The organism is Pseudoalteromonas sp. XMcav1-K (assembly GCF_044005875.1).
Lineage (GTDB): Bacteria > Pseudomonadota > Gammaproteobacteria > Enterobacterales > Alteromonadaceae > Pseudoalteromonas > Pseudoalteromonas spongiae.
On sequence record NZ_JBIPJE010000049.1, the window covers coordinates 42,408 to 67,761 of the forward strand.

At 40.4% G+C, this 25,354-nt stretch carries 25 protein-coding genes; 1 reads left to right on the forward strand and 24 read right to left on the reverse strand.

Features of this window, described 5'->3' with window-relative positions; all coding sequences use genetic code 11:
- Nucleotide 1: 1 nt before the first annotated feature.
- The 13 genes from ACHSBP_RS16690 to prlC all read right to left on the reverse strand — a co-directional run bounded on the left by ACHSBP_RS16690 (nucleotide 2) and on the right by prlC (nucleotide 10,889).
- Entirely contained in the window at nucleotides 2-409 is a 408-nt protein-coding gene (locus tag ACHSBP_RS16690; protein WP_395389677.1) for a prepilin-type N-terminal cleavage/methylation domain-containing protein, read from the reverse strand.
- Nucleotides 409-837, reverse strand: a complete 429-nt coding sequence (locus ACHSBP_RS16695; protein ID WP_395389678.1) for a GspH/FimT family pseudopilin — start codon at nucleotides 835-837, stop codon at nucleotides 409-411. The genes ACHSBP_RS16690 and ACHSBP_RS16695 overlap by 1 nt, the downstream gene beginning before the upstream one ends.
- A 4-nt stretch (nucleotides 838-841) precedes the next feature.
- On the reverse strand, nucleotides 842-1,231 hold the full coding sequence (locus ACHSBP_RS16700; protein WP_395389680.1) for a type IV pilin protein: 390 nt from the start codon (nucleotides 1,229-1,231) through the stop codon (nucleotides 842-844).
- 211 nt (nucleotides 1,232-1,442) lie between these two features.
- Complete coding sequence (rplI, locus tag ACHSBP_RS16705; protein WP_010561952.1) at nucleotides 1,443-1,895, reverse strand: 50S ribosomal protein L9; 453 nt, start codon at nucleotides 1,893-1,895, stop codon at nucleotides 1,443-1,445.
- A 36-nt stretch (nucleotides 1,896-1,931) separates the two neighbouring features.
- A complete protein-coding gene (gene rpsR, locus ACHSBP_RS16710; RefSeq protein WP_010561953.1) occupies nucleotides 1,932-2,159 on the reverse strand; it encodes a 30S ribosomal protein S18 in 228 nt (75 codons plus the stop codon).
- Nucleotides 2,134-2,481 (reverse strand): primosomal replication protein N, encoded by a 348-nt coding sequence (priB, locus tag ACHSBP_RS16715; RefSeq protein WP_038637364.1) that lies wholly within the window; start codon nucleotides 2,479-2,481, stop codon nucleotides 2,134-2,136. The genes rpsR and priB overlap by 26 nt, the downstream gene beginning before the upstream one ends.
- 17 nt (nucleotides 2,482-2,498) lie before the next feature.
- Nucleotides 2,499-2,840, reverse strand: a complete 342-nt coding sequence (rpsF, locus tag ACHSBP_RS16720) for a 30S ribosomal protein S6 (protein WP_010561955.1) — start codon at nucleotides 2,838-2,840, stop codon at nucleotides 2,499-2,501.
- Between the two features lie 254 nt (nucleotides 2,841-3,094).
- Complete coding sequence (gene ftnA, locus ACHSBP_RS16725; protein WP_010561957.1) at nucleotides 3,095-3,619, reverse strand: non-heme ferritin; 525 nt, start codon at nucleotides 3,617-3,619, stop codon at nucleotides 3,095-3,097.
- A 297-nt stretch (nucleotides 3,620-3,916) separates the two neighbouring features.
- Nucleotides 3,917-4,390 (reverse strand): peroxiredoxin, encoded by a 474-nt coding sequence (locus tag ACHSBP_RS16730; protein WP_395389681.1) that lies wholly within the window; start codon nucleotides 4,388-4,390, stop codon nucleotides 3,917-3,919.
- Between the two features lie 32 nt (nucleotides 4,391-4,422).
- A complete protein-coding gene (locus ACHSBP_RS16735; protein ID WP_395389682.1) occupies nucleotides 4,423-6,330 on the reverse strand; it encodes a methyl-accepting chemotaxis protein in 1,908 nt (635 codons plus the stop codon).
- A 46-nt stretch (nucleotides 6,331-6,376) separates the two neighbouring features.
- Entirely contained in the window at nucleotides 6,377-7,153 is a 777-nt protein-coding gene (locus tag ACHSBP_RS16740; protein ID WP_395389683.1) for a class I SAM-dependent methyltransferase, read from the reverse strand.
- Nucleotides 7,154-7,234: 81 nt separating this feature from the next.
- On the reverse strand, nucleotides 7,235-8,443 hold the full coding sequence (locus tag ACHSBP_RS16745) for a response regulator transcription factor (RefSeq protein ID WP_395389684.1): 1,209 nt from the start codon (nucleotides 8,441-8,443) through the stop codon (nucleotides 7,235-7,237).
- Between the two features lie 409 nt (nucleotides 8,444-8,852).
- Nucleotides 8,853-10,889, reverse strand: coding sequence for an oligopeptidase A (gene prlC / locus ACHSBP_RS16750; protein WP_395389685.1), 2,037 nt, complete (start codon nucleotides 10,887-10,889; stop codon nucleotides 8,853-8,855).
- Nucleotides 10,890-11,025: 136 nt separating this feature from the next.
- Here prlC and gorA point away from each other — a divergent pair, with 136 nt between their 5' ends.
- Entirely contained in the window at nucleotides 11,026-12,384 is a 1,359-nt protein-coding gene (gorA, locus tag ACHSBP_RS16755; RefSeq protein ID WP_010561963.1) for a glutathione-disulfide reductase, read from the forward strand.
- 87 nt (nucleotides 12,385-12,471) lie between these two features.
- On the opposite strand, the gene ACHSBP_RS16760 is transcribed toward gorA, so the two are convergent.
- The 11 genes from ACHSBP_RS16760 to ACHSBP_RS16810 all read right to left on the reverse strand — a co-directional run bounded on the left by ACHSBP_RS16760 (nucleotide 12,472) and on the right by ACHSBP_RS16810 (nucleotide 24,633).
- The gene (locus ACHSBP_RS16760; RefSeq protein WP_010561964.1) at nucleotides 12,472-13,158 is read right to left on the reverse strand and encodes a response regulator transcription factor; all 687 of its coding nucleotides are present in this window, start codon (nucleotides 13,156-13,158) and stop codon (nucleotides 12,472-12,474) included.
- Nucleotides 13,159-13,169: 11 nt separating this feature from the next.
- Complete coding sequence (locus ACHSBP_RS16765; RefSeq protein WP_010561965.1) at nucleotides 13,170-14,570, reverse strand: hypothetical protein; 1,401 nt, start codon at nucleotides 14,568-14,570, stop codon at nucleotides 13,170-13,172.
- Nucleotides 14,557-14,943 carry a hypothetical protein gene (locus tag ACHSBP_RS16770; protein ID WP_010561966.1) on the reverse strand — a complete coding sequence of 129 codons (387 nt, stop codon included), beginning with the start codon at nucleotides 14,941-14,943 and terminating at the stop codon, nucleotides 14,557-14,559. Before ACHSBP_RS16770 ends, ACHSBP_RS16765 begins: the two co-directional genes overlap by 14 nt.
- Nucleotides 14,943-16,490, reverse strand: coding sequence for a cell wall metabolism sensor histidine kinase WalK (locus ACHSBP_RS16775; protein ID WP_010561967.1), 1,548 nt, complete (start codon nucleotides 16,488-16,490; stop codon nucleotides 14,943-14,945). The genes ACHSBP_RS16770 and ACHSBP_RS16775 overlap by 1 nt, the downstream gene beginning before the upstream one ends.
- Before the next feature lie 54 nt (nucleotides 16,491-16,544).
- Nucleotides 16,545-16,946, reverse strand: coding sequence for a hypothetical protein (locus ACHSBP_RS16780; RefSeq protein ID WP_395389687.1), 402 nt, complete (start codon nucleotides 16,944-16,946; stop codon nucleotides 16,545-16,547).
- Nucleotides 16,947-16,994: 48 nt separating this feature from the next.
- On the reverse strand, nucleotides 16,995-18,956 hold the full coding sequence (locus tag ACHSBP_RS16785) for a trypsin-like serine protease (protein WP_395389688.1): 1,962 nt from the start codon (nucleotides 18,954-18,956) through the stop codon (nucleotides 16,995-16,997).
- A gap of 114 nt (nucleotides 18,957-19,070) precedes the next feature.
- The gene (locus ACHSBP_RS16790; RefSeq protein ID WP_395389689.1) at nucleotides 19,071-19,826 is read right to left on the reverse strand and encodes a glycosyltransferase family 25 protein; all 756 of its coding nucleotides are present in this window, start codon (nucleotides 19,824-19,826) and stop codon (nucleotides 19,071-19,073) included.
- A 60-nt stretch (nucleotides 19,827-19,886) separates the two neighbouring features.
- On the reverse strand, nucleotides 19,887-21,062 hold the full coding sequence (locus tag ACHSBP_RS16795) for a mandelate racemase/muconate lactonizing enzyme family protein (RefSeq protein ID WP_100914059.1): 1,176 nt from the start codon (nucleotides 21,060-21,062) through the stop codon (nucleotides 19,887-19,889).
- Nucleotides 21,063-21,180: 118 nt separating this feature from the next.
- Nucleotides 21,181-21,948: a class II aldolase/adducin family protein gene (locus ACHSBP_RS16800; protein ID WP_394228000.1), complete on the reverse strand. Its 768-nt coding sequence runs from the start codon at nucleotides 21,946-21,948 to the stop codon at nucleotides 21,181-21,183.
- A gap of 145 nt (nucleotides 21,949-22,093) precedes the next feature.
- On the reverse strand, nucleotides 22,094-24,136 hold the full coding sequence (locus ACHSBP_RS16805) for a prolyl oligopeptidase family protein (protein WP_010561973.1): 2,043 nt from the start codon (nucleotides 24,134-24,136) through the stop codon (nucleotides 22,094-22,096).
- Nucleotides 24,137-24,468: 332 nt separating this feature from the next.
- Complete coding sequence (locus tag ACHSBP_RS16810; protein WP_158523446.1) at nucleotides 24,469-24,633, reverse strand: hypothetical protein; 165 nt, start codon at nucleotides 24,631-24,633, stop codon at nucleotides 24,469-24,471.
- Nucleotides 24,634-25,354: the final 721 nt, after the last annotated feature.

The following is a 25,354-nucleotide window of genomic DNA, read 5'->3' on the forward strand; positions in this document are numbered from 1 at the left end:
GCTAGCAGCTCCCAGAAATATCAGGAAAACTAGCTTCAATTTCGACGCGATTTGCTAAATTATTATCATTGATTCGCTTGTCAGACCAACTCACGCCAACGCGAAAAAAATCGCTGTTGAAGTTATTCTCAAAATCAATTGTATATTTGTTAAATTGAGCATCAGGAGTTACATCAGCAAATGTAACATTGCCCTTTTGTAAATCACACAGATTGACCCAAGTTTGCTCAACTGCATTATTTGCTTGTAAAAGTGACAAGGTGTAATCAAATGAGTTAGTGGCATATTTTAGTGATTGCAATTGTCCAGCAGCCATACCTAGTAAAGCAAAACTTGAAACAACCAGTGCTACCATTACCTCAACAAGCGAAAATCCGGCTTGGTTTGTGTATTTTTGTATTTTGCTCATTAACAACTCCCTTTTTCAATCTTACTTTGTCCACTGGCATACACACGAAAACAGCGATCTGTCGTATCACTATCTCGATCACTAATATCAATGCTAGTAACGGGGAACTCACCTAAAGGAGTAATATTTTGTGTAGCTATGCCAGAAATAACCACCCCTGTTTGGTCATTGTCAAAAACCACAAAAGTCTGATTATCGATACTAGCTAGCCAATTTGAGCCTTGCGCGGTTAAAGTCACTTCTTTCTCTAATTTAACCGCTTCACTTCTCGCCATCTTAAACGTACTCATTAACTCATTAGCAGTACTAACGATACGGTCTTGCTTGATATTATTGAGCAAATTTGGTGCTGCAACAGCTGATACTATTCCGATGATTGCAACAACAATAATTACTTCAATCAAAGTAAATCCATATTCTGTTTTCATTTGATCAATTCCAACAAGATGAAAGCGAAGCCGACGTTACACCCTGCTGATTAATAGAGAGTAAACCGCATTTATCACCAACTTGTGCCCCTTTTGGTGCAGCTGTTAATGAAAACTCGGTATCATTTTCAGGCTTATAACTGTAGGCATAATAATCTGATGCTTTAAATGTGATATTTTGTTCATTAGGGTATCGACCTAAGCGCGTATAGTTTCGTTCCAATATGCCAGCTTGTTGCATAAGGTATTGCTGCGCTTCGGCACGTCGACCATCTTTCACATAATCACCATAAGCTGGCAACGCAATCGCTAGCAAAATACCAATAATGGTAACAGCTATCATTACTTCAACTAGGGTAAACCCGGTCTCTTTGAATAAGTGCCTTTTTCTCACTTTGTATCCCCCTAAAATACATGCCAAAAACATGACAACGCTGTCATTATTACGCAATATTCATGCAAATCAATACCTTTCAGTTATATGTTAATTTCTTTTTGTAAATGTAAGTGAACACTCAAGCGTGATAAGGGAGTCAGCAAAGAGGGAATTACAGGCATAAAAAAACCGAGCAAATGCTCGGTTTTTTACTAATCAAGAAACTTGATTAAGCTTCAGCGATAACAATTACTTTAATAGTAGTTGTTACTTCTGAGTGAAGCTGGATAGCTACATCGAATTCACCTGTTTCACGGATAGTACCGTTAGGTAGACGAACTTCTGATTTAGCAACTTCTAGGCCTACAGCTGTGATAGCGTCAGCAATATCGCGAGTACCGATAGAACCGAATAGCTTACCTTCGTCACCAGCTTTAGATACAAGAGTAACTTCAGCTAACGCTTCTAGTTTCTCTGCACGAGCTTGTGATGCTGCTAGTTCTTCAGCTACTTTAGCTTCTAACTCAGCACGACGTGCTTCGAAAGATTCAATGTTAGCTTTAGTTGCTGGAACTGCTTTGCCTTTAGGGAAAAGGAAGTTACGTGCGTAACCTGCTTTTACAGAAACTTGGTCGCCAAGCGCACCAAGGTTACCGATTTTATCTAGTAGAATAACTTGCATGTCTCTACACCTTTTAAAAACTAGTTAAACCGCTGCTTACTTATGTAAGTCAGTGTATGGAAGAAGGGCTAAGTAGCGTGCGCGCTTGATAGCTGCAGCTAGTTGACGCTGATATTTAGCGCTAGTACCTGTGATACGGCTAGGTACGATTTTGCCACTTTCTGTGATGTAGTTTTTAAGAGTAGCTAGATCTTTATAATCGATTTGTTGTACGCCTTCCGCTTTGAAGCGGCAGAACTTACGACGTCTGAAGTAACGTGCCATGAGATAAATCTCCAATAGTAATTCTTTCAATATGATGAGCATGTAACACTAACTGACTCACGCCATTTCGGCCTTCGTGACGGTTAATAAAACCGCGAACAGTAAGTTGCGTGCCCATATCAATATCTTGAGTTTGCTGTTTTAAGCCTTCGCCACTTGCAACCACTTGAATGCGAACATAACTACTACGATTAAGTCCTGCTTCCATTTGCGTAGATTTGTGTTCTAACACAAAAATGCAGTGTGGTATTCCGGCTGGGCTTTGACTGAATTTAGGTTTTTTACAAACCGTGCCAGACAAAACGAACTGGTTATCAGTCATACAAGTCTCAAAAACGATTAAGCTTCTGCAGCTTCTTTCTTCTCTTCTTTAGCAAGAGGAGAAGCTTCAGTTACAGCATTTTTAGTACGCATAACTAGGTTACGTAGTACTGCATCGTTGTAGCGGAAAGAAGTTTCAAGCTCGTTGATTACTTCAGTTGGTGCTTCAACGTTCATTAGAACATAGTGTGCTTTGTGAAGCTTTTCGATTGGGTAAGCCAGTTGACGACGACCCCAGTCTTCTAAACGGTGAATTTGACCACCAGCTTCAGTGATAGAACCAGTATAACGCTCGATCATACCAGGAACTTGCTCACTTTGGTCTGGGTGAACCATGAATACGATTTCGTAATGACGCATGGGTATTCCTTACGGTTAATTTAGCCTCGTACCGTTTCGACCGGTCGGTTTAAGGCAAGGAAAACAAAGTTTAAATGGTCGAAAGAGCGCACATTTTACGCACATTGAGTGCAGAGTGCAAATAGATTTTTTAAGAGAATTTCAGGGTTCAGGGTTCAGGGTTCAGGGTTCAGGGTTCAGGGTTCAGGGTTCAGGGTTCAGGGTTCAGGGTTCAGCAAAGCTTCTGAAACCTGACCCTTATAACAACAGACTAATTAAGCGCCTGGCTCCATAATTGAAGTAGTGCCTTTTTTCGCAAGCTCAGCAAGATCTTTATCAATCCAGAATAATGCTTTACCGTCTTCGCCTACTAATTCAATTTTGTCTAAAATACCTTTAAACAGCTTTTCTTCTTCATGCTGTTCAGCAACATACCACTGTAAAAAGTTAAATGTAGAATAGTCATGAGTGGTAAACGCAACGTGCGTTAATTCATTAATTGCTTTGGTGATTTGACACTCGTGCTCCAGAGTTTCTCGAAATACATCACCTAACGACGCAAACTCATGTGGTGGCGCAGCGATCGACCCTAAAATTGGCATAGCGCCAGTTTCACTGACATAAGTGAACAAACGATTCATATGATCCATTTCTTCTAACGCGTGCTTACGCAGCAATTCTGCCGCACCTTCAAACCCTTTATCTTCACACCATGCACTCATTTGTAAATAAAGGTTTGATGAATAAAACTCTAAATTGATTTGCTCATTTAATTTTTCAACCATTGCAGGTGCTAACATAACTGACTCCACGACTAAATAGATTAACTAATACCAATTCATTTAATTGCTATGAACTCACAGATTAAACAAATACTAACTGCGCCTAAATTTTTCGATGTTAAATAACACCATAAGAACAATATCGCTTTGTTAGCATTTCATTTATCCTGCGCTGTATTTAATTACACACGTAACAGAATTGATTTAAAAGCCCGCATTGTAAGCGTTAAGCAGTTAAATGCAAGGCATTTAACTGCTTAATTTAATTAAAGAAAAACGTGAATAAAAGGGTAATAAAAACAAGTCTTATTTGTTTCAGAGATTCGCTAGAACAGCCTCTGCACTTGAAACTTCAAAGGCTTTAGGCTCTTCTAGCCACAATTGAGTAACAGTTTGATTTTCAACAAGCATGGCGTAACGCTGTGAACGATAACCACCAAATACACCTGTTTCCATACCTAGCCCTAACGCTTTAGTGAACGCGCCATCACCATCTGCCAACATATCAATATTCGCTGCGCTCTGTGCATCACCCCACGCCTTCATTACAAACGCATCATTAACTGAGATACAAATAATGCGGTCAATTCCTTTTTCTTTAAATGCATTAAAATTCTCAACAAAACCCGGTAAATGCCTTGCTGAACAGGTTGGAGTAAATGCACCCGGTACTGCAAACATCACTACTTTTTGATTTGCGAATAAATCAGCAGTCGATGGCGTAGTCATACCATTTTCAGTTAATAGGTTAAATGTATGGTTTGGCAGTGTTTGGTTCGTTTTAATCATATTTGTGTCTCCCAATTGTTGGCGAATAACCACTATTGTAGACCTAAAGAATGACGAATTTGAACCATCTTCTGCTCTAAATCACTTTGTATTCCTTGTACTTGCGTATTTGATTGCTGCACACGCGTTTTAAGCTGTGCCATCGCGCGCGAAAACTCATTCAAATAATTACTTTGTTCAAGGGCAAAACTACTTGCTTGATTTGCCACTTCAGAGGCTGATAGCGCATTATCCGCAACACTGCTCGCGGTTTCTTTTAGTTGTGTTGCCGATTTTGTTTGCTGGCTTGCATTGTCTGCTAGCTCGCCCATTTGTTGCGAAACTTGCTGTGAACTTAACGTTAAGCCATCTAACTGTTGTTTTATGCTTTGCAATGAGCTTTGGGTTTGCTTCGCAAGCTGCCTTACTTCATCGGCGACCACGGCAAATCCTCGTCCATGTTCGCCTGCGCGCGCCGACTCAATCGCGGCATTAAGCGCAAGTAAATTGGTTTGCTCGGCAATGGAGTTGATAACTTCGAGAACAGACGCCACATCACTCACGCCTTTCAGTAGCTGGTCCATCGAATCCATACCCGATTGCACTTGTTGTTGGGTCTTGTTGCTCGCCACCAGCATCGATTCAGATTGATTTACACTGGTTTCCATTGCACTGAATGTTAGCTCCGCATTGTTTTTTACCGTGCCGTTAATATCATTAACTTGCTCGCCAATTTCTGTCACTTGACTCAACAGAGTTTCGCTTTGCACAACTTCATCTATCGATTGCTCTGACGCCGTTAGCATTACTTTTAGCTGCTCACTCATATTTGCTAAAAAGTCGCTCACTAGTTGCAAGGTTTCTGCGCGTTCTTGTGCTTCTAATTTTTGCTTTTCAATCAACTGATTAAAGTACTGCGCAATTTCACCCATTTCGGTTTTTGGGTTATCTGTTTGAATATGCTCTAAGTTATCGTTTTCAATTAGCTTAGAAAATGCGTTTCTGAGTGCCCTCACAGGTGTAAGCACTTGCTTTCTTTGTGTAAAATAAACCACTGCAGCAATCACAAATAGTCCTACAACCGCCACTAACAAGGTATAAAACACGCGCTTTTCGATTAATGCCTGCTCATCACGCAATTGTTTTTCAGCAGTTAAAATGCTGTTAGTTAACGTGCTAATTTCTTCTCGAAGTGATGAAATTCCCAACTCACGTTGTTCATTTAAACGCTTGGTATTTGCCAACTCTTTTGGCAAACGATTGGGTAAACTAACAAGTTCAGCTTGGATCTCTTCACCAAGATCTTCAGGCTCATCGCCCGTTAGCATTAGTTCGTCTTCATCAATATTAGGGTCAAAAACACCTAATAAGGGTAGGTTTTCAATCTCTTTTGCAACTCGTGTCAGTTCAGTCAGAACCAAATTGGTACTTTCTAAATTGTTTTCTTTCAATGCGATAACAAGTTGCACGACATTTGTTTGATAGGCATTTGCCAATACATAAAAACGTGTTTGGCCATTTGAGCTTTGCGCTTTCTGCGCGTACTGACTTAAAGCACTAGCATAATCTGCCATTTCATTGAGCGCATGGTCAATCAATGCATTTTTATTACCGCTTAACTTACCCAGTGCCAAGTATTTTCCGTCAATGCCGCTTTTTAGCTGTGTTAATTGCGCTTGCAAAGAGGACGAAATAGAGGCCGGTAAAATCGTTAACTTTTGCTCAACCGATTCAATATGTGACTTTGCCAAAGTTAAGTACTGGTTATCACCATAAGTTAAATAATCTTGCAGGCTATTCGCTAAGTCGACTACAACCGTATTTTTAAGCTGATTGTACGAAACAGTTTGTTGATTAAGGGTGTTTATTGTTTGGCTTGCCCACAAAAGTACAACAGCAAGTGCAATACTGATGGCACTTAAAACGACTAAAAGTAATCGGGTAAAACTTGAAACGCGCATAGGGCACTCTAAATCTATTAACTTGCCCTGCGAGTATATGACTTTATTATGACGTTTTTGTTTCAGTCATCGCTGCTTTGACATAAACGTCAAAGCGATTTTTCTTAGTTTTGATTTGCATCGACGGCGTTTTTTCAGCTAAAAAGGGCGCGTAATCAGGGCGTTTTACCACAACTCGTTTCGATGCTAATTGATACGCTGGCGCTAACAATTCATCAGCATCTAAATCAGAACCAACTAATGATTGAAACACCCGCATTTCTTTTTTCACCGCCGCTGATTTTTCACGGTGTGGAAACATGGGATCAAGGTACACTACGTCAATTTCGCTATGAGTATCTGGCAACAACTGGTGACTCGAGCCAAATGCCATTTTCATACGCTCGCTCATCCAACTGCCAATTTCGGCATCAAGATACGCGCGCTCTAAGCCATCAAATAAAAGTGCAGCAACAACTGGGTGACGCTCATGTAACGTCACTGTACAGCCAAGCGATGCCAAAACAAAACCATCACGCCCCAATCCGGCTGTACCATCAAGTACATGCGGTGTGATGCCTTTGCCCTTGTTTAAACCAATTGCTTTAGCGATAGCCTGCCCTTTACCACCACCAAATTTGCGTCTGTGTGCAGCAGCACCTGTTACAAAATCAACACGAATCGCCCCCAATTTTGGCTCATCATTTTTGCTTAATGCCAACCCATCGCGCTCATAATGAAGGGAAAATAACGGATTGCTCGATAACCATTCAGATAACGCAAAGCGCTTATCAAGCTGTTCAAGGTAGTCTTTTTGTTCAGGAATGCTGTTAGCAATTAACACAGAAAATCCATTGCTAAATATTGAGATGACAACATTATAGTGATTAGCAAAGTATTTTTATACGCGAATAATGCAAACTTGTTAAAATAGCTCAATATCGTCCTGCGACGTAATTTCGTTAATTTCTTCTCTTTGTTGTTCTTGTTCAAGTCTTTCAAGTATTTTTTCACGCTCTTTCATAATGTGGTCAAGGTATGTCATCACTTCATTAAATGAGCTTTGAATTTCATCACCAACGGTTAAATGATAGCGCAAACTTTCTACAGTCTCTTCTACTGAGCCTAAAATGTATTCTTCTTGGTCTGACTCTAACGCTAACCGCGGCACCGTATCACAAAAGCGCTGGTATAAGGTTTCGATTAACTCAACCGACACTTTACTATTGTTATACAAGCTTTGTAGCTGTGCACGCAGTGTACTGTCGACCAGTTCAAACGTTTTAGTGATTTGTTGCGCTTGCTCCGATAACTGATTATGCAATTCGAGTGTACCAAGCTTGGCGTTTGTTGCTTCCAAAATATGTGGAAACAAATCTTTATAACGACCATAAAGTGGCGCGTCATCTACAGGCATATTTTTTACTAACAGCGAGACATTCGGGTAGTTAATAATTGTGCGCGAACCAAAATCGATAAACCGCTCGCCTTCTTTCGCGTTGAGCATCAGCTCCTTCTCAAGAGGGCATACCGCGCTATTGTTGGAGAAAAATTCATTACCACTTTCAAACCAAAACGCTGTGACAACATTTAAATTAAGAGGTGAAAAAAACTCAAATAAACACTCAGAAAGGCGCGTAAGAGACTTAACACCATAAGTTTGACTTACATACCGCATAGCGCGCCCCATATCGCTGTAATCTGTCATTGCGATTGCAGCAGTATTTTGCGCTTGTTCTATATCTTGCTTTAATAATTGTGACTGCTTTTTATATTGGTGAAGTACTTTAATGCGTGCTAATAACTCTTCTGTTTCAAATGGTTTAACGATGTAATCATCCGCACCAGAATTATAGCCTTTGATGCGCTCTTCAAGAGAGCTACGAGACGATAAGAACATGATTGGAATATCTTGGGTATCAAGTTGTTGTTTTAACTTGCTACATACTTCAAACCCATTAATACCTGGCATTTCAACATCGAGCAAAATGATATCGGGATGCGTATCCCTTGCCATTTTAATGCCCTCTTCACCATTATATGCATGACTTACTTGGTTATTATCGGTGAGCGTTTTTTCGATTATTTGGTGGATTAGCTTGTCATCATCAATAGCAAGTACACTGGTTAACATGCCTAAACCTATATTATTTATTAGCTAAAATTAAGCATAGACTTAACCAAATGAAATGCATAAAAAAACCGCTAAATTTTAGCGGCTTATTAGGGTCTGTTGACCTTTGCTATTCTACTTTTGTTCTCTTTGAGCGTGCTTTTATCGCGGCGCTCGATGTGTGGCCTAGCAATCTAAGCGAATATCGAGCAAAGCTTCCGCGTCCTGCTCACGCCCCTTACCTACATCCATATAGGCAACAATGAGAAAAGTGCGCTCAAAAGAACCGTTCGGCAGCGCTTGATTGGGTTTTCTACTGTGTTATCGGCTGACTCACATAGAATAACTATGCCACGCAGCCTCTCTGCCTTGTATAAAACCCAATCAAACGGCTGCAAAAACGAACTTGAAAGGTCAACAGACCCTAGATTTATTGAATACCGCTGTGGCGCAGCAAGGCATCCACATTTGGCTCTCGCCCTCTAAATGCAACAAATAGTTCCATAGGCTCTTTTGAGCCGCCCATTTCTAATACATTATTTAAGAATGATTGGCCTGTCTCTGCATTAAAAATGCCTTCATCTTCAAAACGAGAGAACGCATCTGCAGAAAGCACTTCAGCCCATTTGTACGAATAATATCCTGCTGAATAGCCACCAGCAAAAATGTGACTAAAGCCATGTTGAAAACGGTTGAACTCTGGCGCTTTAACTACTGAAACTTGTTCGCGCACCTTATTTAAAATTGTTTGAATTTCATCCCCTTTAGCAGGGTCATAATCAGCATGGATATGGAAATCAAATAATGAGAACTCTAATTGACGAATCATCATCATTGCTGATTGATAGTTTTTAGCCGCGAGTAATTTTTCAAGTAAATCTTTAGGAAGCGGCTCACCTGTTTCATAGTGACCCGAAATAAACGCCAGAGCATCTTCTTCATAACACCAGTTTTCTAAAAATTGGCTTGGTAATTCAACCGCATCCCACGCCACACCATTAATGCCCGAAACCGCGCCCACATCCACTTGCGTTAGCATATGGTGAATACCATGACCAAACTCATGGAATAAAGTGGTTACTTCGTAGTGTGTAAATAACGCTGGTTTATCACCAACCGGTTTATTGAAGTTACATACCAAATAAGCCACAGGCAATTGTACGTCACCATTAGCACGCACTTTGCGGCCAATGCAATCATCCATCCACGCGCCACCGCGTTTATGGTCGCGCGCATATAAGTCTAAATAGAATGAACCGCGTTTTTCGCCGCTGTTATCAAAAATCTCAAAAAAGCGAACATCTTTGTGCCACGTATCAACACCTTGTACTTCTTTAACCTCAATACCAAATAGACGGTTTACGGTTTCAAACAAGCCACTTAGCACTTTGTTTTCCGGGAAGTATGGGCGCAAAATTTCATCTGAAATGGCGTATTTTTCCTGCTTAAGCTTTTCACTGTAATAGGTGTAATCCCATGCTTCTAACTTGCTAATACCGTGTTTTTCGTTTGCATAGGCAGTTAGCTCTGCAAGTTCTGCTTGCGCTTGAGGTTTTGATTTTGTTGCAAGGTCATTTAAAAAATCGAACACTTGTTGTGGCGATTCTGCCATTTTGGTTGCCAGTGACTTATCTGCAAAGTTTTCGAAATCGAGCAATTGCGCCAGCTCATGACGAAGTGCAAGCTCTTCGGCCATAATGGCGCTGTTATCAAACTCACCGGCATTTGGGCCTTGATCAGACGCTCTGGTGCTAAATGCAATATAGGTTTCTTTACGCAGTTCACGGTTATCCGCATGGGTCATCACAGGTAAATACGATGGAAAATCGAGCGTAAATAACCAACCTTCCAACTCTTTACTTTCCGCTGTGTGTTTTGCAAGAGCAATTGCTGACTCTGGTAAGCCCGCTAAATCCGCTTCATCTGTGATGTGTTTTTGCCAAGCAAGCGTGGCATCCATCACATTATTGCCAAACTTAGCAGCAAGCTCTGATAAACGTGCAACAATTTCGCCGTAACGTTTTTGTTTTTCTTCAGGCAATGCAATGCCTGAAAGTTTAAAGTCACGCAAGCTATTATTGATCGCTTTTTGCTGTGCCTCTGAAAGGTTTGCAAACTCATCGCTTTCAGCAATCGCTTTCGTTGCTAAAAATAACCCCTGGTGTTGACCAACAAAGGTTGAATATTCCGAGATAAGCGGTAAACACTCATCATAGGCTGCACGCAGTTCTTCACTGTTTACCACTGAATGCATATGCGACACTGGTGACCAAAGACGCGTTAATTTATCGTCAACTTCATCCAGTGGCACAATAAAGTTATCCCAAGTATACGACTCTTGCGCTAATACTTGCTCAATCGTTTGCTTACAATCCGCAATACCCTGTTTTAATGCAGGCACAATGTGCTCAGGTTTAATTTGTGAAAATGGTGGTAACCCTTCAAGGCCAATTAATGGATTAGTCATAAAACGCTTCTTATTAATTTGTCATTGTTAATTTAGATTGGGGCAATCGATAAAAATTGCAAGTTAGGCTATTGTGTTATCGGTTAGAATACCTATATCAGTTAAAAACAAAGACTAAAAAATTAAGGAACTTCAAATGGCAAAGCATTTTGATTATATCGCTATCGGCGGTGGCAGTGGTGGCATTGCATCAGCAAACCGAGCAGCAATGCGCGGTGCAAACGTCGCCCTAGTAGAAGCAGGCCCGCTAGGTGGCACCTGTGTAAATGTTGGCTGTGTTCCTAAAAAAGTAATGTGGCATGGTGCGCAAGTTGCTGAAGCGATAAAACTATATGCACCTGACTACGGTTTTGACGTTGAAATTAAAGAGTTTAATTGGGCTAAATTACTTGAGAGTCGTGAAGCTTACATTGGCCGTATTCATAATGGCTATGATAATTACCTAGCAAAAAATGGCGTTACCGTAATCCAAGGCTTCGCAAAATTTGTCGATAATAAAACCATTGAAGTGAATGGTGAGCACTACACTGCCGACCATATTCTTGTTGCTGTTGGCGGTCGCCCTAGCATTCCAAATATTCCTGGTGCTGAATACGGCATCGACTCAAACGGCTTTTTTGAGTTAAAAGAGCAGCCTAAACGTGTAGCAGTAGTAGGTGCTGGTTATATTGCAGTTGAACTTGCAGGCGTAATGCACGGTTTAGGCACTGAAACGCATTTATGCGTTCGCCGTGATACACCGCTTCGCACATTTGACCCACTTATTGTTGATACTCTGATGGAAGTAATTGAATCAGAAGGTCCAACACTTCACACTAACGCTACGCCAAAAGAAGTTACAAAAGAATCAGACGGTTCTTTAACGCTGCACTTTGAAAATGGTAACAGCGTTAATGTTGACCAAGTTATTTGGGCGATTGGTCGTCAGCCAACCACAGATAAAATCAATATTGCAGCAGCAGGTGTTGAGTTAACAGAATCAGGCCACGTAAAAGTGGATGAATTCCAAAATACCTCAGCTGAAGGCGTTTACGCTGTTGGCGATATTATTGAAAACGGTATTGAACTTACCCCTGTGGCTGTTAAAGCTGGACGCTTATTGTCCGAGCGCTTATTCAACCCTGAAATGCCAAATGCCAAAATGGACTACAACTTAGTACCAACCGTTGTATTTAGCCACCCTCCAATTGGCACTATTGGTTTAACTGAAACCGAGGCCCGTGAACAGTTTGGTGATGATGACATTAAAGTGTATACCTCAAGTTTTACTGCAATGTACACTGCAGTAACACAGCACCGTCAACCATGTAAAATGAAACTGGTATGCCAAGGCCCTAACGAGAAAATTGTTGGCTTGCACGGCATTGGTTTTGCCGTTGATGAAATGATCCAAGGTTTTGGCGTTGCCATGAAGATGGGTGCAACAAAGGCTGATTTTGATTCAGTTGTGGCGATACACCCTACTGGTTCAGAAGAATTTGTTACTATGCGTTAGGAACTGAGTAAAAAGTCGCTCTAACGCTAATAGAAAAACAAAAAAGGGTATCATTTGATACCCTTTTCGTTTACACATCAAATGAAATTATCCAGTAAATAAATAGCCTTTAGAGCGCACAGTTTTAATTATGCTTGGCTGATTTGGGTCGCTTTCTAACTTACTGCGAATCGATGAAATATAAATATCCACTTGGCGATTTTGACCATCATAATCAATGCCCCACAGGGTTTTGAAAATGGTATCTCGCGTTATCACTTCACCACTATGCTCCACCAGCAACAGCAACAAATCATACTCAGGGGCTGCGAATTCTAATACACGATCTCGCTTTTTAACTTCACGTTTATGCTTATTAATAGTGATATCGTTAAATGAAATACCCTGCTCTTTCATTACTTCAGTGTTCACTTCTCGGCGTAATAAGGCGCGACACTTTGCTAATAATAAACGCGGCTCGATTGGCTTAGAAATATAGTCGTCAGCACCAAACTCTAAACCCAACACCTGATCAATGGTGTCACCTCGCGCAGTTAACATAGCCACTTTACCAGTGTAGGCAGGTTTTATTTGTTGGAATACTTGCATACCATCAATATCTGGCAGCATTAAATCCAGTAACACTAAATCTGGTTGCTCGGCAATAATCTGTTGTACTGCGGTTTGTCCTTCGCTTATCACAGTACAATTAAACTCGAACTGCTGAAAAAACGACTGTGTTAAACTCGCCAACTCAGCATCATCTTCAACAATTATCAGATTATATTTTTCCATTTAATGCCACTTTAAAATTCGAAGTTAAATCCTAGCTTTGCTCGCACTGTATTACTTTGCACACCCCAGTAAATATCTGACGAACGCTCGCCCCAATCCGCTGAAACAAATACTGAGAGCTGTTGATTAATTTGATAATCAACTTTAGAACCAATACGTAAGCTTTTATCAATGGTTGCCAGTTCGCTATTTTCATCCAACCCGTAAGCTTCGATTAAATCACTTTTACTGTAATCTTGCTGAAAAAAGTTCACATAACCCGCAACACTCCATTTATCATCTAACTGATAAACTAACGCAGTTTTTAAAATAGCGCCTAAATAATTAAGCCCATCGCTTGCGTCGTTGCTCTTTAATTCAAATTGTACTTTAGCTAACAATTGATTGTTGTAAAAAAGTTTATTCCATTCTACACCAGCTGCCCAAGACTTATTATCAAAGCCATAATTGGTATATGAATAATCCCCAAACTGCACTTCTATGGTTTTAAAACTTCTATCCATGTACTGACCATACATGTACCACTCACTACTTTTTGAAAATAGACGATAGCCTAATGTTAATGCGCTTGACGTAATTTGTGGCTCACCACCTCTAAACTGATTTCGCTGTTCAAATTGCAAGGCGATTTCTTTATCACTTGCCAGCGGCCATGCTAGTTCTGAATCAAGTTTAAATAGCAGCTTATCGTAATCACTAAAATCAGCATTATCGATATTACGGATCAGCAGATTGTTTTTCCAATTTACCTGCTCGCCCAAATAGCTGTATTTTATAATGGCCGCCGATTCAGCAAACATTGAATTTGGCTTTTCAAGAAATGGGGAAATGTCTATACCGAGTTCTTCAGGCATCACAATTTCGCCATCTAAACTATACAAATAACCTTTTTGAGAAATAAAATATTCTTTGCCATCCGGTAATACAAAGTAAAAACTATCTAAGTACGGATCATCATCTAAAAAATAGTCGCCAAAGCTAAAGCGAACGTTGTCATCGTATCCGGTAGCAAGTGTGCCAATAAGTCCCCACTGGCTTTTTGATGGTTCAACCTCGGCAAGCTGCGATTTAGCGTTAATCTCATTAAGCATAATATCGATATTAAAGCGCACGTTTTCGGGCAATTCAGTCACTTGCTTTAAACTTAACAAGTGCTCTTTTGCCACGTCAAATTTGCCCAGTTGCATTTGTGTTAATGCTAACTCTAAACGCACGCGGTGCTGCATCGGATTTTGCGATAACTGATAGCTAAGTAGTGTTTCAGCTTCCAGCCATTCACCGCGCTCATTGTGCAGCATTGCTTGCTCAAACGCACTAAGCGGCTGATTTTTATCACTTGCAAAACACGGATTAATAATCTGTGCCAATAATAGGTGAGCAATCGCAAACTTAAATAATTTAATAGTCTTCATCGCTTTCAATCTCTTGTTTTACTTTTTCTTCAAGCGCCTTGAGTTCTTGCTTCATTTTCTTTATGTCTTTTCGCTTTTTATTTTTATCTGTGGGCGTTTTCGGCGTACTTGAAACACCGCTTGTATCATTAAGTAAGTTACTTTTATCCAACTCACTGATCGCATTTTGTAATTTGCCTTTAATGCCAACACCATAACGCTGCTGAGGTTGAAATTTTTTATCCCAATCACCCCAGTCAATAGCATTTTTACTGTCGCTACGTGGTTTAAGCGCTTTGTTACTCGGTGTATTTTCCGGCTCTTTTTTAGGCGGTTGCGCAGCAAATACAGAAGATGCATTAAGCAAGCAGAAAAGGAAAAATAGCGTTTTCATTATTCACTCCCTTTAAGCTGGAAGTGAATACTAAAGTGAGCGCCCACTTGCGTATCAATGAGTCTGATATCGGCATCATGTTGTGATGCAATTTGCTGAACAATGGCCAACCCCAATCCATAACCGGAGGTTTTATTGCTTCGGCTTTGATCTTGTTGGTAAAACGGCTCAAAGATATGCTGTTTACTTTGCTCATCAACACCGGGGCCATCATCAATTACATCTAACACAATATTTTGCTGATGATTTGTTAGTTGAACCGTTACCGATTTTTTTGCAAAGCGCGCGGCATTATTAAGTAAATTTTCTAGCATGCGTGTAAAAAGCTGTTTATTGATTTTTAGCGCATACTCTTGCTGTGCTTGAAAGGTAAATTCAATGTGAGGAAAGACTATTTGCATTCCTTGCACAATTGCGTTCACAAACGAATTTAGCGCGACATTTTCTTTAACTATTGCTTTGTTATCAGTAAGTTTTTCGTAGCTAAGTAAGTCACTTATTAATAAGTTAAGCTGATTTAGGTCAGCTTTAGTTTGTGCGATTAAGGCGTTATCGACACCTAATTGAATATTTAATGTTTCGAGCCTAAATTGCGCTTTTGATAAAGGGGTTCGTAAGTCATGGGATACAGCGCGCAACATTTGGTGTTTTTGCTCAATTAAGCGTGTGATCCGCAGTGCCATTTGATCGATTTTCCAAGTTAACTGGTTAATCACATCAAGGTTTTGTGGTATTTCTTCCGCTTGTATTAGCTCAGGTTCGATAGCATCTACTTTATCTTGAATATACGTTAATCGTTTAACCAACAAGCGGATGATAAATAATATCACTACGGCTAATACACTCAGCACGGCAATAAATCCCGAGATTAATAACCAGTGGGGATATTGCTCAAATATTTTGATTGTGCCTAATTTAAGTAAATCTTGAGAGTTACCCCAAGGCGCATAAATATCAAACGACAAGCTGCTATCAAATTCAGTTTGCCAAACAATGACCATTTCACCACGCGCTAAACGCTCTAACTGCTCACTGTCGAGCAATTGGCTCGCCTCATTAACCCGGTTAATCGGGTAGTGAAATTGATCGCTGATGGTATCGAATGCAGCTTGGCGCTGTTGCGCACTGTATAAGCCAATTTCATTAAGTAATAAAAATGCTGTACCAGTGGCAATTTGCTCACTCACGCCATTTAAATGCATGGTTAATAAATGAGTGTCGTTAATTGGGTATTCAACAATGTAACCATTGTTAGCTTGAACATTGGTAGAGATACTGACTTTATTTAGGTTCGGTGGTTTATCGACTAAAGTCAGCGATACATTCATAAGCGATGCAACTAACTCGAGCCAACGTTCACGGTTTGCAGTGTTAGTTTGTCGATTAATACCCTGCTTGAGTAGGTACAAGGTGCCGGAAAGTTGCTCAGCCAAATGCTGCTGGTAACGGTATTGGTTCACCGAAGAAAATACAAGGTAGGAAAGCAGTAAGACCAAGCTTACTGCCAAAATAACCGAACCATAAATACGTAAAAATAACGTCTGCAAATGATCTCCTAACGATACCAGCAGGGTAAAATACTCACTAAAATTGGTCTATTGCTATCCTTGTTTACGTGTACGTTTAGCTGCTTTTTGCGCTTCACTGTCATAACGCGGATTTAACACTTTAATTAAATCAATTGAGTCTATTGTCTCAGGTAACTTAAAGGTTACAGGATATGCTCTAGGCATCGCACGACAAAGATCCGCTTTATTGCGCTTTAGTGCGAACTCGTACACACCTTTAGCTTCTTGCTGTAATAATTCAAAATCGTCTTTGCTTGTGCAACCTGTTGATTTTACCACAAACGAAATATACTCGGCCTTAGCATTAAAGCTGTATATTTTTTCTAGATTATTGAGCTCTTGTTCAGTCATTGTTTCAGATAATGCCGTGCTACTACACGCTGATGTAAATAGCGTCATTAATAATGCAGAAAGAGTGATATGTAATTGCTTCATAATATAGTCAAGCCAGCTAAACTAGCTGGCTTCTCCAAATTTAAATGTTTACGCTAATTTTCGACGCGCTGCGAAAACAAAAGCAGCTAATAACAACATAATACCTGTGCTACCGCTACTACGCTTAGGCTTTTTATTAATTGTAACCTGAACCGTTTTACTGCTATTTGCACCAAATTGGTCAGTCACTGTTACTTTAAATGTAAGCGATTTAGCATCTTTGTATGCTGGCGCCGTAAGGTTAATAACTGCTTTTGTCGCATCTGCAATGGCAATTGTTCCTTCGGTCACTTCCCACTTATAAGTTAGTGAGTCACCCTCTGCATCACTGCTCTCGCTGGCATCAAGTACAAAACCTTTCGCTTCTTCCACTGTGATTGTGGCTTGTTTAACTTTGCTTTGTGGCGCGGTATTTTTAAGTACTGTCGACACTTCGTCAATATATGCTTTATCGTCACCTACCTCATCAAGGTCTGTTTCATCCTTGGCATAAATAATCGCGATACGATCCACACCTTCTGTTAACGTCACTTCTTGTGCTGTGAATTCTGTATTATCAACACCTGATGCGCGTAAAATTACTTTATTGTTGTGACGAACTGTTAAAAAGTCCCAATCAGTCTCTGACGACACTAAATGCTTAAAGTTAAACTTCTCAACACGGTCGTTATCAATCGTCGCAAGTAAAACACTTTGTTGAAAGTGCGTGATATCTCCGCTTGCCATTGCAGAGTCACCTTGCGATGCCTTATTAGTTTGCGCTTGCCACGCTAAATCACCACCACTCCACCATTTAACACGATCATTATTGCTACCCACGATTTCATTCATATTCGCAGACTCTTGCTCAAGTACATTCGCGCCGTAGAAAATAATCGCTTCTTTGTTAATCGCATCGTTTGTGGTCACTCGTAACGCAAAGCCCGCATTGCCCGGTGCATTTGTTTTAACACGTACTTTGATATCACAATTTTGTTCAAACGATAGTGTTTTTCCGTCACATAAGTTTTGTTCAACCTCAGCTAATTCAACACCTTCTGCGCCAACAACTGCTGCGTTGGTCACCATAAAGTTATCGCTGCCAACGTTTTTAATATTAAATGTCGCTTGCTCGTTGAAAATTTGCTCAACAAAACCTTGGCGGTTTATTTGTTTGTATGAAACGCCTGACTTTTTCGCTTCAACCCAATCGTTATAGTTTGCAACACGTGCATATACACCTGGTGCATTTGGCGCTGCACAACCATTACCAAAGCTTACAACACCTGCTTGATACCACTGTTCTTCATGTTTAAAGATAAGCGGGCCGCCACTATCGCCCTGACACGAATCTTTGCCACCCTCAACAAAACCGGCACAGATCATATTATCCGTAATGCCGGTTTCACCATCTTGAGTGTAATCGGCAATACATTGTTCACGATTATAAAGTGGCACTGTTACTTCTTGTAAAATTTCTGGATACTCTGGAGCAGCTTCACTGTTAGGGTTCATATTACCCCAGCCCATAACGGTCAATTCAGAGCCATCTTTTAAAATCGCTTCAATCTCTGGGGTCATTAACTTGATTGGCGTAATGCCCGTTACTTCTTCTGTAAGCTCAATAATTGCAATATCGTTATTAAGACCTATGTCTCCGTAGTTTTCGTGTTCATAAATTTGAGCAACACTAACACGCTTACCTGACTCAGGTTTAGTTGTATCATACCCACCAATCCAAACATGCATGTTTTCAGCGGCAGAACCTTCAATACAATGTGATGCAGTTAGTACATAACGACCGCCAATAAATGACGCACCACAAAATGGCGAGATACCCTCAGCTTGTGCAGAAATAAGTGAGGTCATAAACGGGTAATCACCTTGAGTAGCAGGCTTACCGTTAATAATGCGTGGTGTATGTTGGTTGAATGATTTTGGCTTAACTAAATTGACTTTCTCTGCAGCTACAACTGGCATATTAAATACTGCCACACCTGCAAGTGCGAAAGGTAACGCAATTTTTTTCATAACATTTCCTATACTTTTCATCATGTCTTGAAACTGATTAGAAACCTTTTTGCAACATGACAATATTATAGAAATGTAGTTTTATGTAGGACTAACTTAAACCTAATTGAATCATTATATTAGTTCTGATAACGCAATTTTGGTTTGCTTGTAATGATTAATTCCATCCGCTAATTGTTGGTACTTTCGTCTAAAAAAGTGCTTTTTAATTACTTGTTTTTGACATGCTGCGGTAATTTCGCTACCCACTTTACCATCTTGCTCAATCATAAAAGGCATAAGCGAATAAACAGATACGCCAGTTTGCCACGTGCGCTGAATTTGCGTATCAACAGGGCAACCAAATTGCTCGCTAATCGCTAAAAGCTGTTTGGCCGCATGATAAGTAATTGCTTGTGCACAACAGCCTGTGAGCGGCTTTTTATGAAGTACTAAATCAAACTTTTCATTAACTTGTTTTGTTGCTTTGATAGGTCGGGTGCGATTTTGATAAGCGGCAAGTTTTAATAGTTGCCATTCAAATGTTAGCGATTCAATAGTGCTAAATACTGCGCTGAGATCACCCGCTAGTTGAAAGTCATCTTCCAATACAATTGCGTAAGGCAGCTTTTGTTCAATTATTTTTTGCCACGCCAAACGATGACTTAAGAAACAGCCAATTTCACCATAGCCAAGATTGCGGTAATACTGTTTTGAATTTAATTGCGATGAATAATGTGCTTGAATTTCAGCGTTTGTAAGTTTTGTGCCGTCAATGGCTGGGATGCGTTCAAATTGAATATTTTGCGCCGCTAATCGTCCACTACTTTTTTTTAGGCGTTCGGTGCTTTTATCAAGATTAATCAGGAATACTTTAGGTTGGTTTAGCATTGTAAAAACGCCAATCTAACAGCTAGGTATTCCTGATTATAATGAGCTTAGTTTACAGTTTTATTTAATCTCAATACGTGGCGATTTCATAATTACTTCATCGTTTAGCTCAATGCCAATACCTGGTGCTTCTGATACTTCGAAGAAACCATTTTTTGGCTGCGGATCTTGAATACATAATTCGCGGTTCCACTTTTTAATTGCATAGGTGTGATGCTCGTGAATTAAAAAGTTTGGAATAGCTGTTTCAAGGTGCAGAGATGCCGCAGTTGCAACAGGGCCGCCGCATACATGCGCTTGAATACGCACATCAAAAATATCCGCGTAATCACATACTTTTTTGGTTTCAGTAAAGCCACCGCACAAACCAATATCAGGTTGTAATACATCAACACTTTGATCTTCAAGGTAAGGACGTACACCCCAACGATTATATAAACGCTCGCCACCGGCAATTGGCACCGCTACTTTATCGGCTACTTTAGCGTGCAGCGAGTGATTTAAGTAATTCACTGGTTCTTCGTAATACATGCAATCAAACTCTTCAGCGATTTCACCTAGCTGAATTGCCGTTGTTGCACCTGGTAAGCTATGGCATTCAAAAATAATATCCACTTCGTCGCCAACCGCTTCACGAATAGCCGCCATACGTGCACGGTATAGCTTCATTTCGCCACGTGAAATAATCTTAGTGCGCTCGTAGTAAGTGTTGCCATCTTTGTCATACATGATTGGATCAACTTTAACCGCATCATAACCTTCAGCAATCGCTTTAAGCGCTGCTTCTGCGTATTCTTGTGGCTGCACTAGTGCTTTAAACTCATCATCCCAATCAAACTGTAATTGCGATGCATAAGTGCGCAGCTTGTCATTTACCTTACCGCCAAGCAGTTGGTAAACAGGTAAGTTAAGGGCTTTACCTTTGATGTCCCAAAGTGCAGTATCAATCGCACTCATCGCAGCATACACTACTGGGCCGCCACCTAAACCCCAAAAACTTTCGCGCAGCATACGCGACCATAATTTTTCAGTTTGGAAAGGGTCGAAACCAATTAAAAACGCTTCAGCAAATTCTTTAATCATATTTGCTGCTGCACTGTGACCTAGATCATAGGCAAGACCTGCTTCACCAACACCTGAGATCCCTTCGTCCGTATGAATACGAACAAAAACGGGGTTCCATTGCGGACGCTCAGGGCAATGGGTATCAAACACTTCGACGCGAGTTACTTTCATATTTGTTGGGCTCCTAATTATTGTTGCCAAACGTTTAATATTTACTTTGCTCTTTGCAAAGGTTTAGAGACTTAAAAGTACTTCAAACCAGTGAAGTACTTTGATGTTTGTTTGCTAATTATTCGGTAAAACTAGGATCGATGCGATACGCTAAACGACGCATTGCTGGCCAAGATTTTTGACCACCTGTACTACCTGTATGCACTTTGTTTTGTTGATCTTTTACCGTATCTAAAATTTTCTGATCAATTGCAATAAGTGGCTGGCTAGTTGAAAGTGCCATCACTTGAATTTCACAAGCACGTTGTAAATCAGCCCAACGCATAAAGGCTTCGCCTATCGAAGGGCCCAAGGTTAATGCACCATGATTAGGCAGCATTAAAGTATGTGCATTGCCTAAATCAGCTTGCAGGCGAGCTTTTTCCTCAGCATTTACCGCGAGGCCTTCATAACCGTGATAAGCAATATTGCTCAATGGGAACATTGCATGCTGTGAAATCGGCTTTAAGCCACCCTCTAAGCTGGAAACCACTATGGTTTCGTTGGTATGCAAGTGAATAACACATTGCGCATCGTGACGCACTTCGTGAATCGCGCTGTGAATAGTAAAACCTGCTGGGTTAATCTCAAACGGTGAGTCATCAAGGATTTCACCTTGTAAGTTCACTTTTACCAAATTTGATGCCGTAATCTCATCAAAGGTTAAACCAAACGCATTTACTAGGTATTCATCTTTGCCAGGTAAGCGAGCTGAAATATGAGTATAAATAGTATCGTCCCAGCCGTAGTAATGGGCTAAACGGTAACAAGCTGCAAGGTCAACGCGTAACTGCCATTCTTCATCTGACACTTTGCCTTTGAGATTTATTTCAGGTAATGCAAACATGGATAAGTCCTAATTCGTTAGATGTATAGAAGTCTAAATTAGCAAGCCATAGGTGGCAATGATCTAAGCCAAAGAATTCTGAGTTTTATGCAAAAAAAAGCGCAAAACAAGTTTGCGCTTTTTCGTGTATCAATAATAGTCCTGGTTACAGCTTTTTCACACCCATGTTGTAAAGTGTAAAGCCATAAATATCAGCATATTGTTCAATGATTTTGCTTGTAGGCGTACCCGCACCATGGCCTGCATTAGTTTCAATGCGGATAAGTGTAGGGTTAGCACCTGCTTGCTTGTCTTGAAGCTCAGCTGCAAACTTAAATGAGTGCGCTGGTACTACGCGGTCATCATGATCGCCCGTTGTTACCATAGTAGCTGGGTATTCAACACCCTCTTTCACGTTGTGAACTGGTGAATAGGCTTTTAGGTACTCGAACATTTCCTTGCTTTGTTCTGCTGTACCATAGTCATACGCCCAACCAGCACCCGCTGTGAATGTGTGGTAACGAAGCATATCTAATACACCTACCGCTGGTAACGCAACTTTGAATAGCTCTGGGCGCTGTGTCATAACTGCACCTACAAGTAGGCCACCATTAGAGCCACCATTTACCGCTAGCTTTTCGCTCGATGTGTAATTTTCAGCAATTAAATACTCAGCAGCAGCGATAAAGTCATCAAATACGTTTTGCTTTTGTAGTTGCGTACCCGCTTTATGCCATTTCTTACCATATTCACCGCCACCACGAAGGTTCGCAACCGCGTAAATACCACCTTGCTCTAACCATGCCGCACGCGTTGGGCTAAAACGTGGTGTTAGGCTTACGTTAAAACCACCGTAACCGTATAAAATAGTTGGGTTAGAACCATCAAGCTTTAAGCCTTTCTTATACGTTAAGATCATCGGTACTTCTGTACCATCTTTTGACTTATAGAATACTTGCTTAGACTCAAATTGCGCAGGATCGAAGTCTGCACCTGACTTGCGGTACACTTCGCTCTTACCAGTCTCTACATTAAACTTAAATGTTGTACCTGGTGTTTTATAGTTAGTGAATGAATAGTACAGCTCTTTATCTTCTTTCTCACCGCCAAAACCACCTGCAGTACCTACACCTGGTAGTTCGATATCACGAACAAGCTTACCGCTCTTGTCGTATTGCTGTACTTTGGAAATTGCATCAACCATGTAACGTGCAAAAATGTAGCCACCACCCGTTGAAACGTTTAATACGTTTTCAGTTTCAGGGATTAAGTCCTTCCAGTTATCTGGTGTTGGCTTAGCAGCATCAACCGTTACAATGCGTTTATTTGGTGCATCTAGGTTAGTTACTAAATAAAGCTTTGAACCTTCGTTCTCAATAACCTGAGTATCTGAGTTAGTGTGGTCTAAAATGGTTTCTAACTTGCTATCTGGTTTAGATAAATCTTTAATGAAAAGTTTGTTGCCCGACGTTGATACTGCAGCTGAGATTAATAAGTATTTATCGTCTTCAGTTACATAACCACCAACATAACGATGCTTCTGTGCATCTGTACCACCAAACACAACTTTGTCGTCAGCTTGCTTTGTGCCTAACTTATGGAAGTAAAGTTTGTGCTGGTCTGTTTTCGCTGACAGCTCACTGCCTTCTGGCTTATCGTAACTTGAGTAGTAAAAGCCTTCATTACCAACCCAAGAAAGACCACTAAATTTAACGTCAACTAAGGTGTCTTCAATTTGCTTCTTAGTTTCAACGTCAATAATAATAACTTTGCGCCAGTCACTGCCGCCTTCAGAAATTTGATATGCCGCTAATGAGCCATCTTTAGAGAAAGTAATACCCGCTAAAGAAGTTGTACCATCGTCACTGAATGTGTTTGGATCAAGGAAAACTTCCGGCTCACCACCTTCAACTTGGCGATAAATAACATATTGGTTTTGTAAGCCATCATTTTTGTAAAAGTAAGTGTATTTACCTTCTTTAAAAGGTGCACTTACTTTTTCATAATCCATTAACTTAGTTAAACGCTCTTTTAGCTTGTCGCGGTAAGAAATTTGAGAAAGGTAGTCAAACGTTACTTTATTTTGCGTTTTAACCCACTGTGCTGTCTCTTCGCTCATATCGTCTTCTAACCAACGGTATGGATCAGCAACTTGCGTATCGAAGTAAGTATCTACAACTTCACCCTTCTTAGTTTCAGGATAAGTCAAAGCTGCTTGTGTTACCGTTTGCTCTGTTTTCTTTTCAACTTGAACCGATTCTTCACTTTTTTCAGCGCCACAGCCAACTAAAGCTGTGCACACAGCAAGTGCGAGTGCTTTTTTAATCATGATAATTCCCTAGAGTATATTTAACTCACTAACATATGGAATTATCAGTTTGTTGTCCAGCAAACAAGTTCAAATTAAATCATATATAAATCAATAAAATAGATAGTTATCACATCATATTTTTACAATTATTTACTGTTAAACAGGCAATTAGAAATAAAAAAGCCAAGGCGTGAGCCTTGGCTGAAACGAGTCCCCAAACTCGCTGTACACTAATCTTTTTGGCAAGACTTGTTTTTAAGACGTTCAATATCTTGCTTGATCTGCTCTAAATAAGGATCGTTATAATCAAATTGAGAAAATGTTTCTAGGCAGGCGGTATAAAAGCGAATCCTATTTTCTTCTATACCTTTAATATCTTGTTCAAAATGTTCCATTTGTCAGCCTCTCCCTAGCCTTTCAATACTTATAGTGTAATTAATCTAGATCAAAGCAAAAGCATTTAAATTCAACAACTAACTGTAACCACTTTGTAACAATTATAAAAAGCCTATTAATTCAAAAGATTAGAGTTTTAACTCAGGAGATTACCAAGAACAAAAAGCCGCTTTCGTGCAGCAAAGTAGGAAATATCTTACATCTAATATCGTTAAATGGTTCAGGGTTCAGGGTTCAGGGTTCAGGGTTCAGGGTTCAGGGTTCAGGGTTCAGGGTTCAGGGTTCAGGGTTCAGGGTTCAGGGTTCAGGGTTCAGGGTTCAGCAAAATTCTGAAGTCTGGTTGCTTAACTCTAAAATCTTTTTAGTTAGGAGCATGGTGATGTTCAAGTGCCCACAGCGGTAAATAGACACATGGGTGGCGATGGACCGACAAAAATATCCGGAATATTTTTGAACAGCTCTGCTGATTCGAAGGACGGAAAGCAGGACGCCTGTAGTTAACGGAGTTTCGCAGCCTGAGGGAGTGAGCGCAAGGATACGCGATGGCACCCAGCTTCATGGATGAATTAAAGCATTGTAAATTCAAATCGCACAAACGCAAAAAGCCCGCTCATTGAGCGGGCTTTCTACTTAATTAGGAGCTTGGCGATGTTCTACTTTCACATGGGCGAACCCACACTATCATCGACGCTGTTTCGTTTCACTTCTGAGTTCGGCATG

Coding starts and splice junctions, on each gene's coding strand:
- prlC (WP_395389685.1), bottom strand. CDS start 10,889: ATGACTAATCCATTAATTGGCCTTGAAGGGTTACCACCATTTTCACAA.
- ACHSBP_RS16800 (WP_394228000.1), bottom strand. CDS start 21,948: ATGTTTGCATTACCTGAAATAAATCTCAAAGGCAAAGTGTCAGATGAA.
- rplI (WP_010561952.1), bottom strand. CDS start 1,895: ATGCAAGTTATTCTACTAGATAAAATCGGTAACCTTGGTGCGCTTGGC.
- ACHSBP_RS16810 (WP_158523446.1), bottom strand. CDS start 24,633: ATGGAACATTTTGAACAAGATATTAAAGGTATAGAAGAAAATAGGATT.
- priB (WP_038637364.1), bottom strand. CDS start 2,481: ATGACTGATAACCAGTTCGTTTTGTCTGGCACGGTTTGTAAAAAACCT.
- rpsF (WP_010561955.1), bottom strand. CDS start 2,840: ATGCGTCATTACGAAATCGTATTCATGGTTCACCCAGACCAAAGTGAG.
- ACHSBP_RS16730 (WP_395389681.1), bottom strand. CDS start 4,390: ATGATTAAAACGAACCAAACACTGCCAAACCATACATTTAACCTATTA.
- ACHSBP_RS16795 (WP_100914059.1), bottom strand. CDS start 21,062: ATGAAAGTAACTCGCGTCGAAGTGTTTGATACCCATTGCCCTGAGCGT.
- ACHSBP_RS16770 (WP_010561966.1), bottom strand. CDS start 14,943: ATGAAAACGCTATTTTTCCTTTTCTGCTTGCTTAATGCATCTTCTGTA.
- gorA (WP_010561963.1), top strand. CDS start 11,026: ATGGCAAAGCATTTTGATTATATCGCTATCGGCGGTGGCAGTGGTGGC.
- ACHSBP_RS16785 (WP_395389688.1), bottom strand. CDS start 18,956: ATGAAAAAAATTGCGTTACCTTTCGCACTTGCAGGTGTGGCAGTATTT.
- rpsR (WP_010561953.1), bottom strand. CDS start 2,159: ATGGCACGTTACTTCAGACGTCGTAAGTTCTGCCGCTTCAAAGCGGAA.
- ACHSBP_RS16760 (WP_010561964.1), bottom strand. CDS start 13,158: ATGGAAAAATATAATCTGATAATTGTTGAAGATGATGCTGAGTTGGCG.
- ftnA (WP_010561957.1), bottom strand. CDS start 3,619: ATGTTAGCACCTGCAATGGTTGAAAAATTAAATGAGCAAATCAATTTA.
- ACHSBP_RS16690 (WP_395389677.1), bottom strand. CDS start 409: ATGAGCAAAATACAAAAATACACAAACCAAGCCGGATTTTCGCTTGTT.
- ACHSBP_RS16765 (WP_010561965.1), bottom strand. CDS start 14,570: ATGAAGACTATTAAATTATTTAAGTTTGCGATTGCTCACCTATTATTG.
- ACHSBP_RS16735 (WP_395389682.1), bottom strand. CDS start 6,330: ATGCGCGTTTCAAGTTTTACCCGATTACTTTTAGTCGTTTTAAGTGCC.
- ACHSBP_RS16780 (WP_395389687.1), bottom strand. CDS start 16,946: ATGAAGCAATTACATATCACTCTTTCTGCATTATTAATGACGCTATTT.
- ACHSBP_RS16745 (WP_395389684.1), bottom strand. CDS start 8,443: ATGTTAACCAGTGTACTTGCTATTGATGATGACAAGCTAATCCACCAA.
- ACHSBP_RS16790 (WP_395389689.1), bottom strand. CDS start 19,826: ATGCTAAACCAACCTAAAGTATTCCTGATTAATCTTGATAAAAGCACC.
- ACHSBP_RS16695 (WP_395389678.1), bottom strand. CDS start 837: ATGAAAACAGAATATGGATTTACTTTGATTGAAGTAATTATTGTTGTT.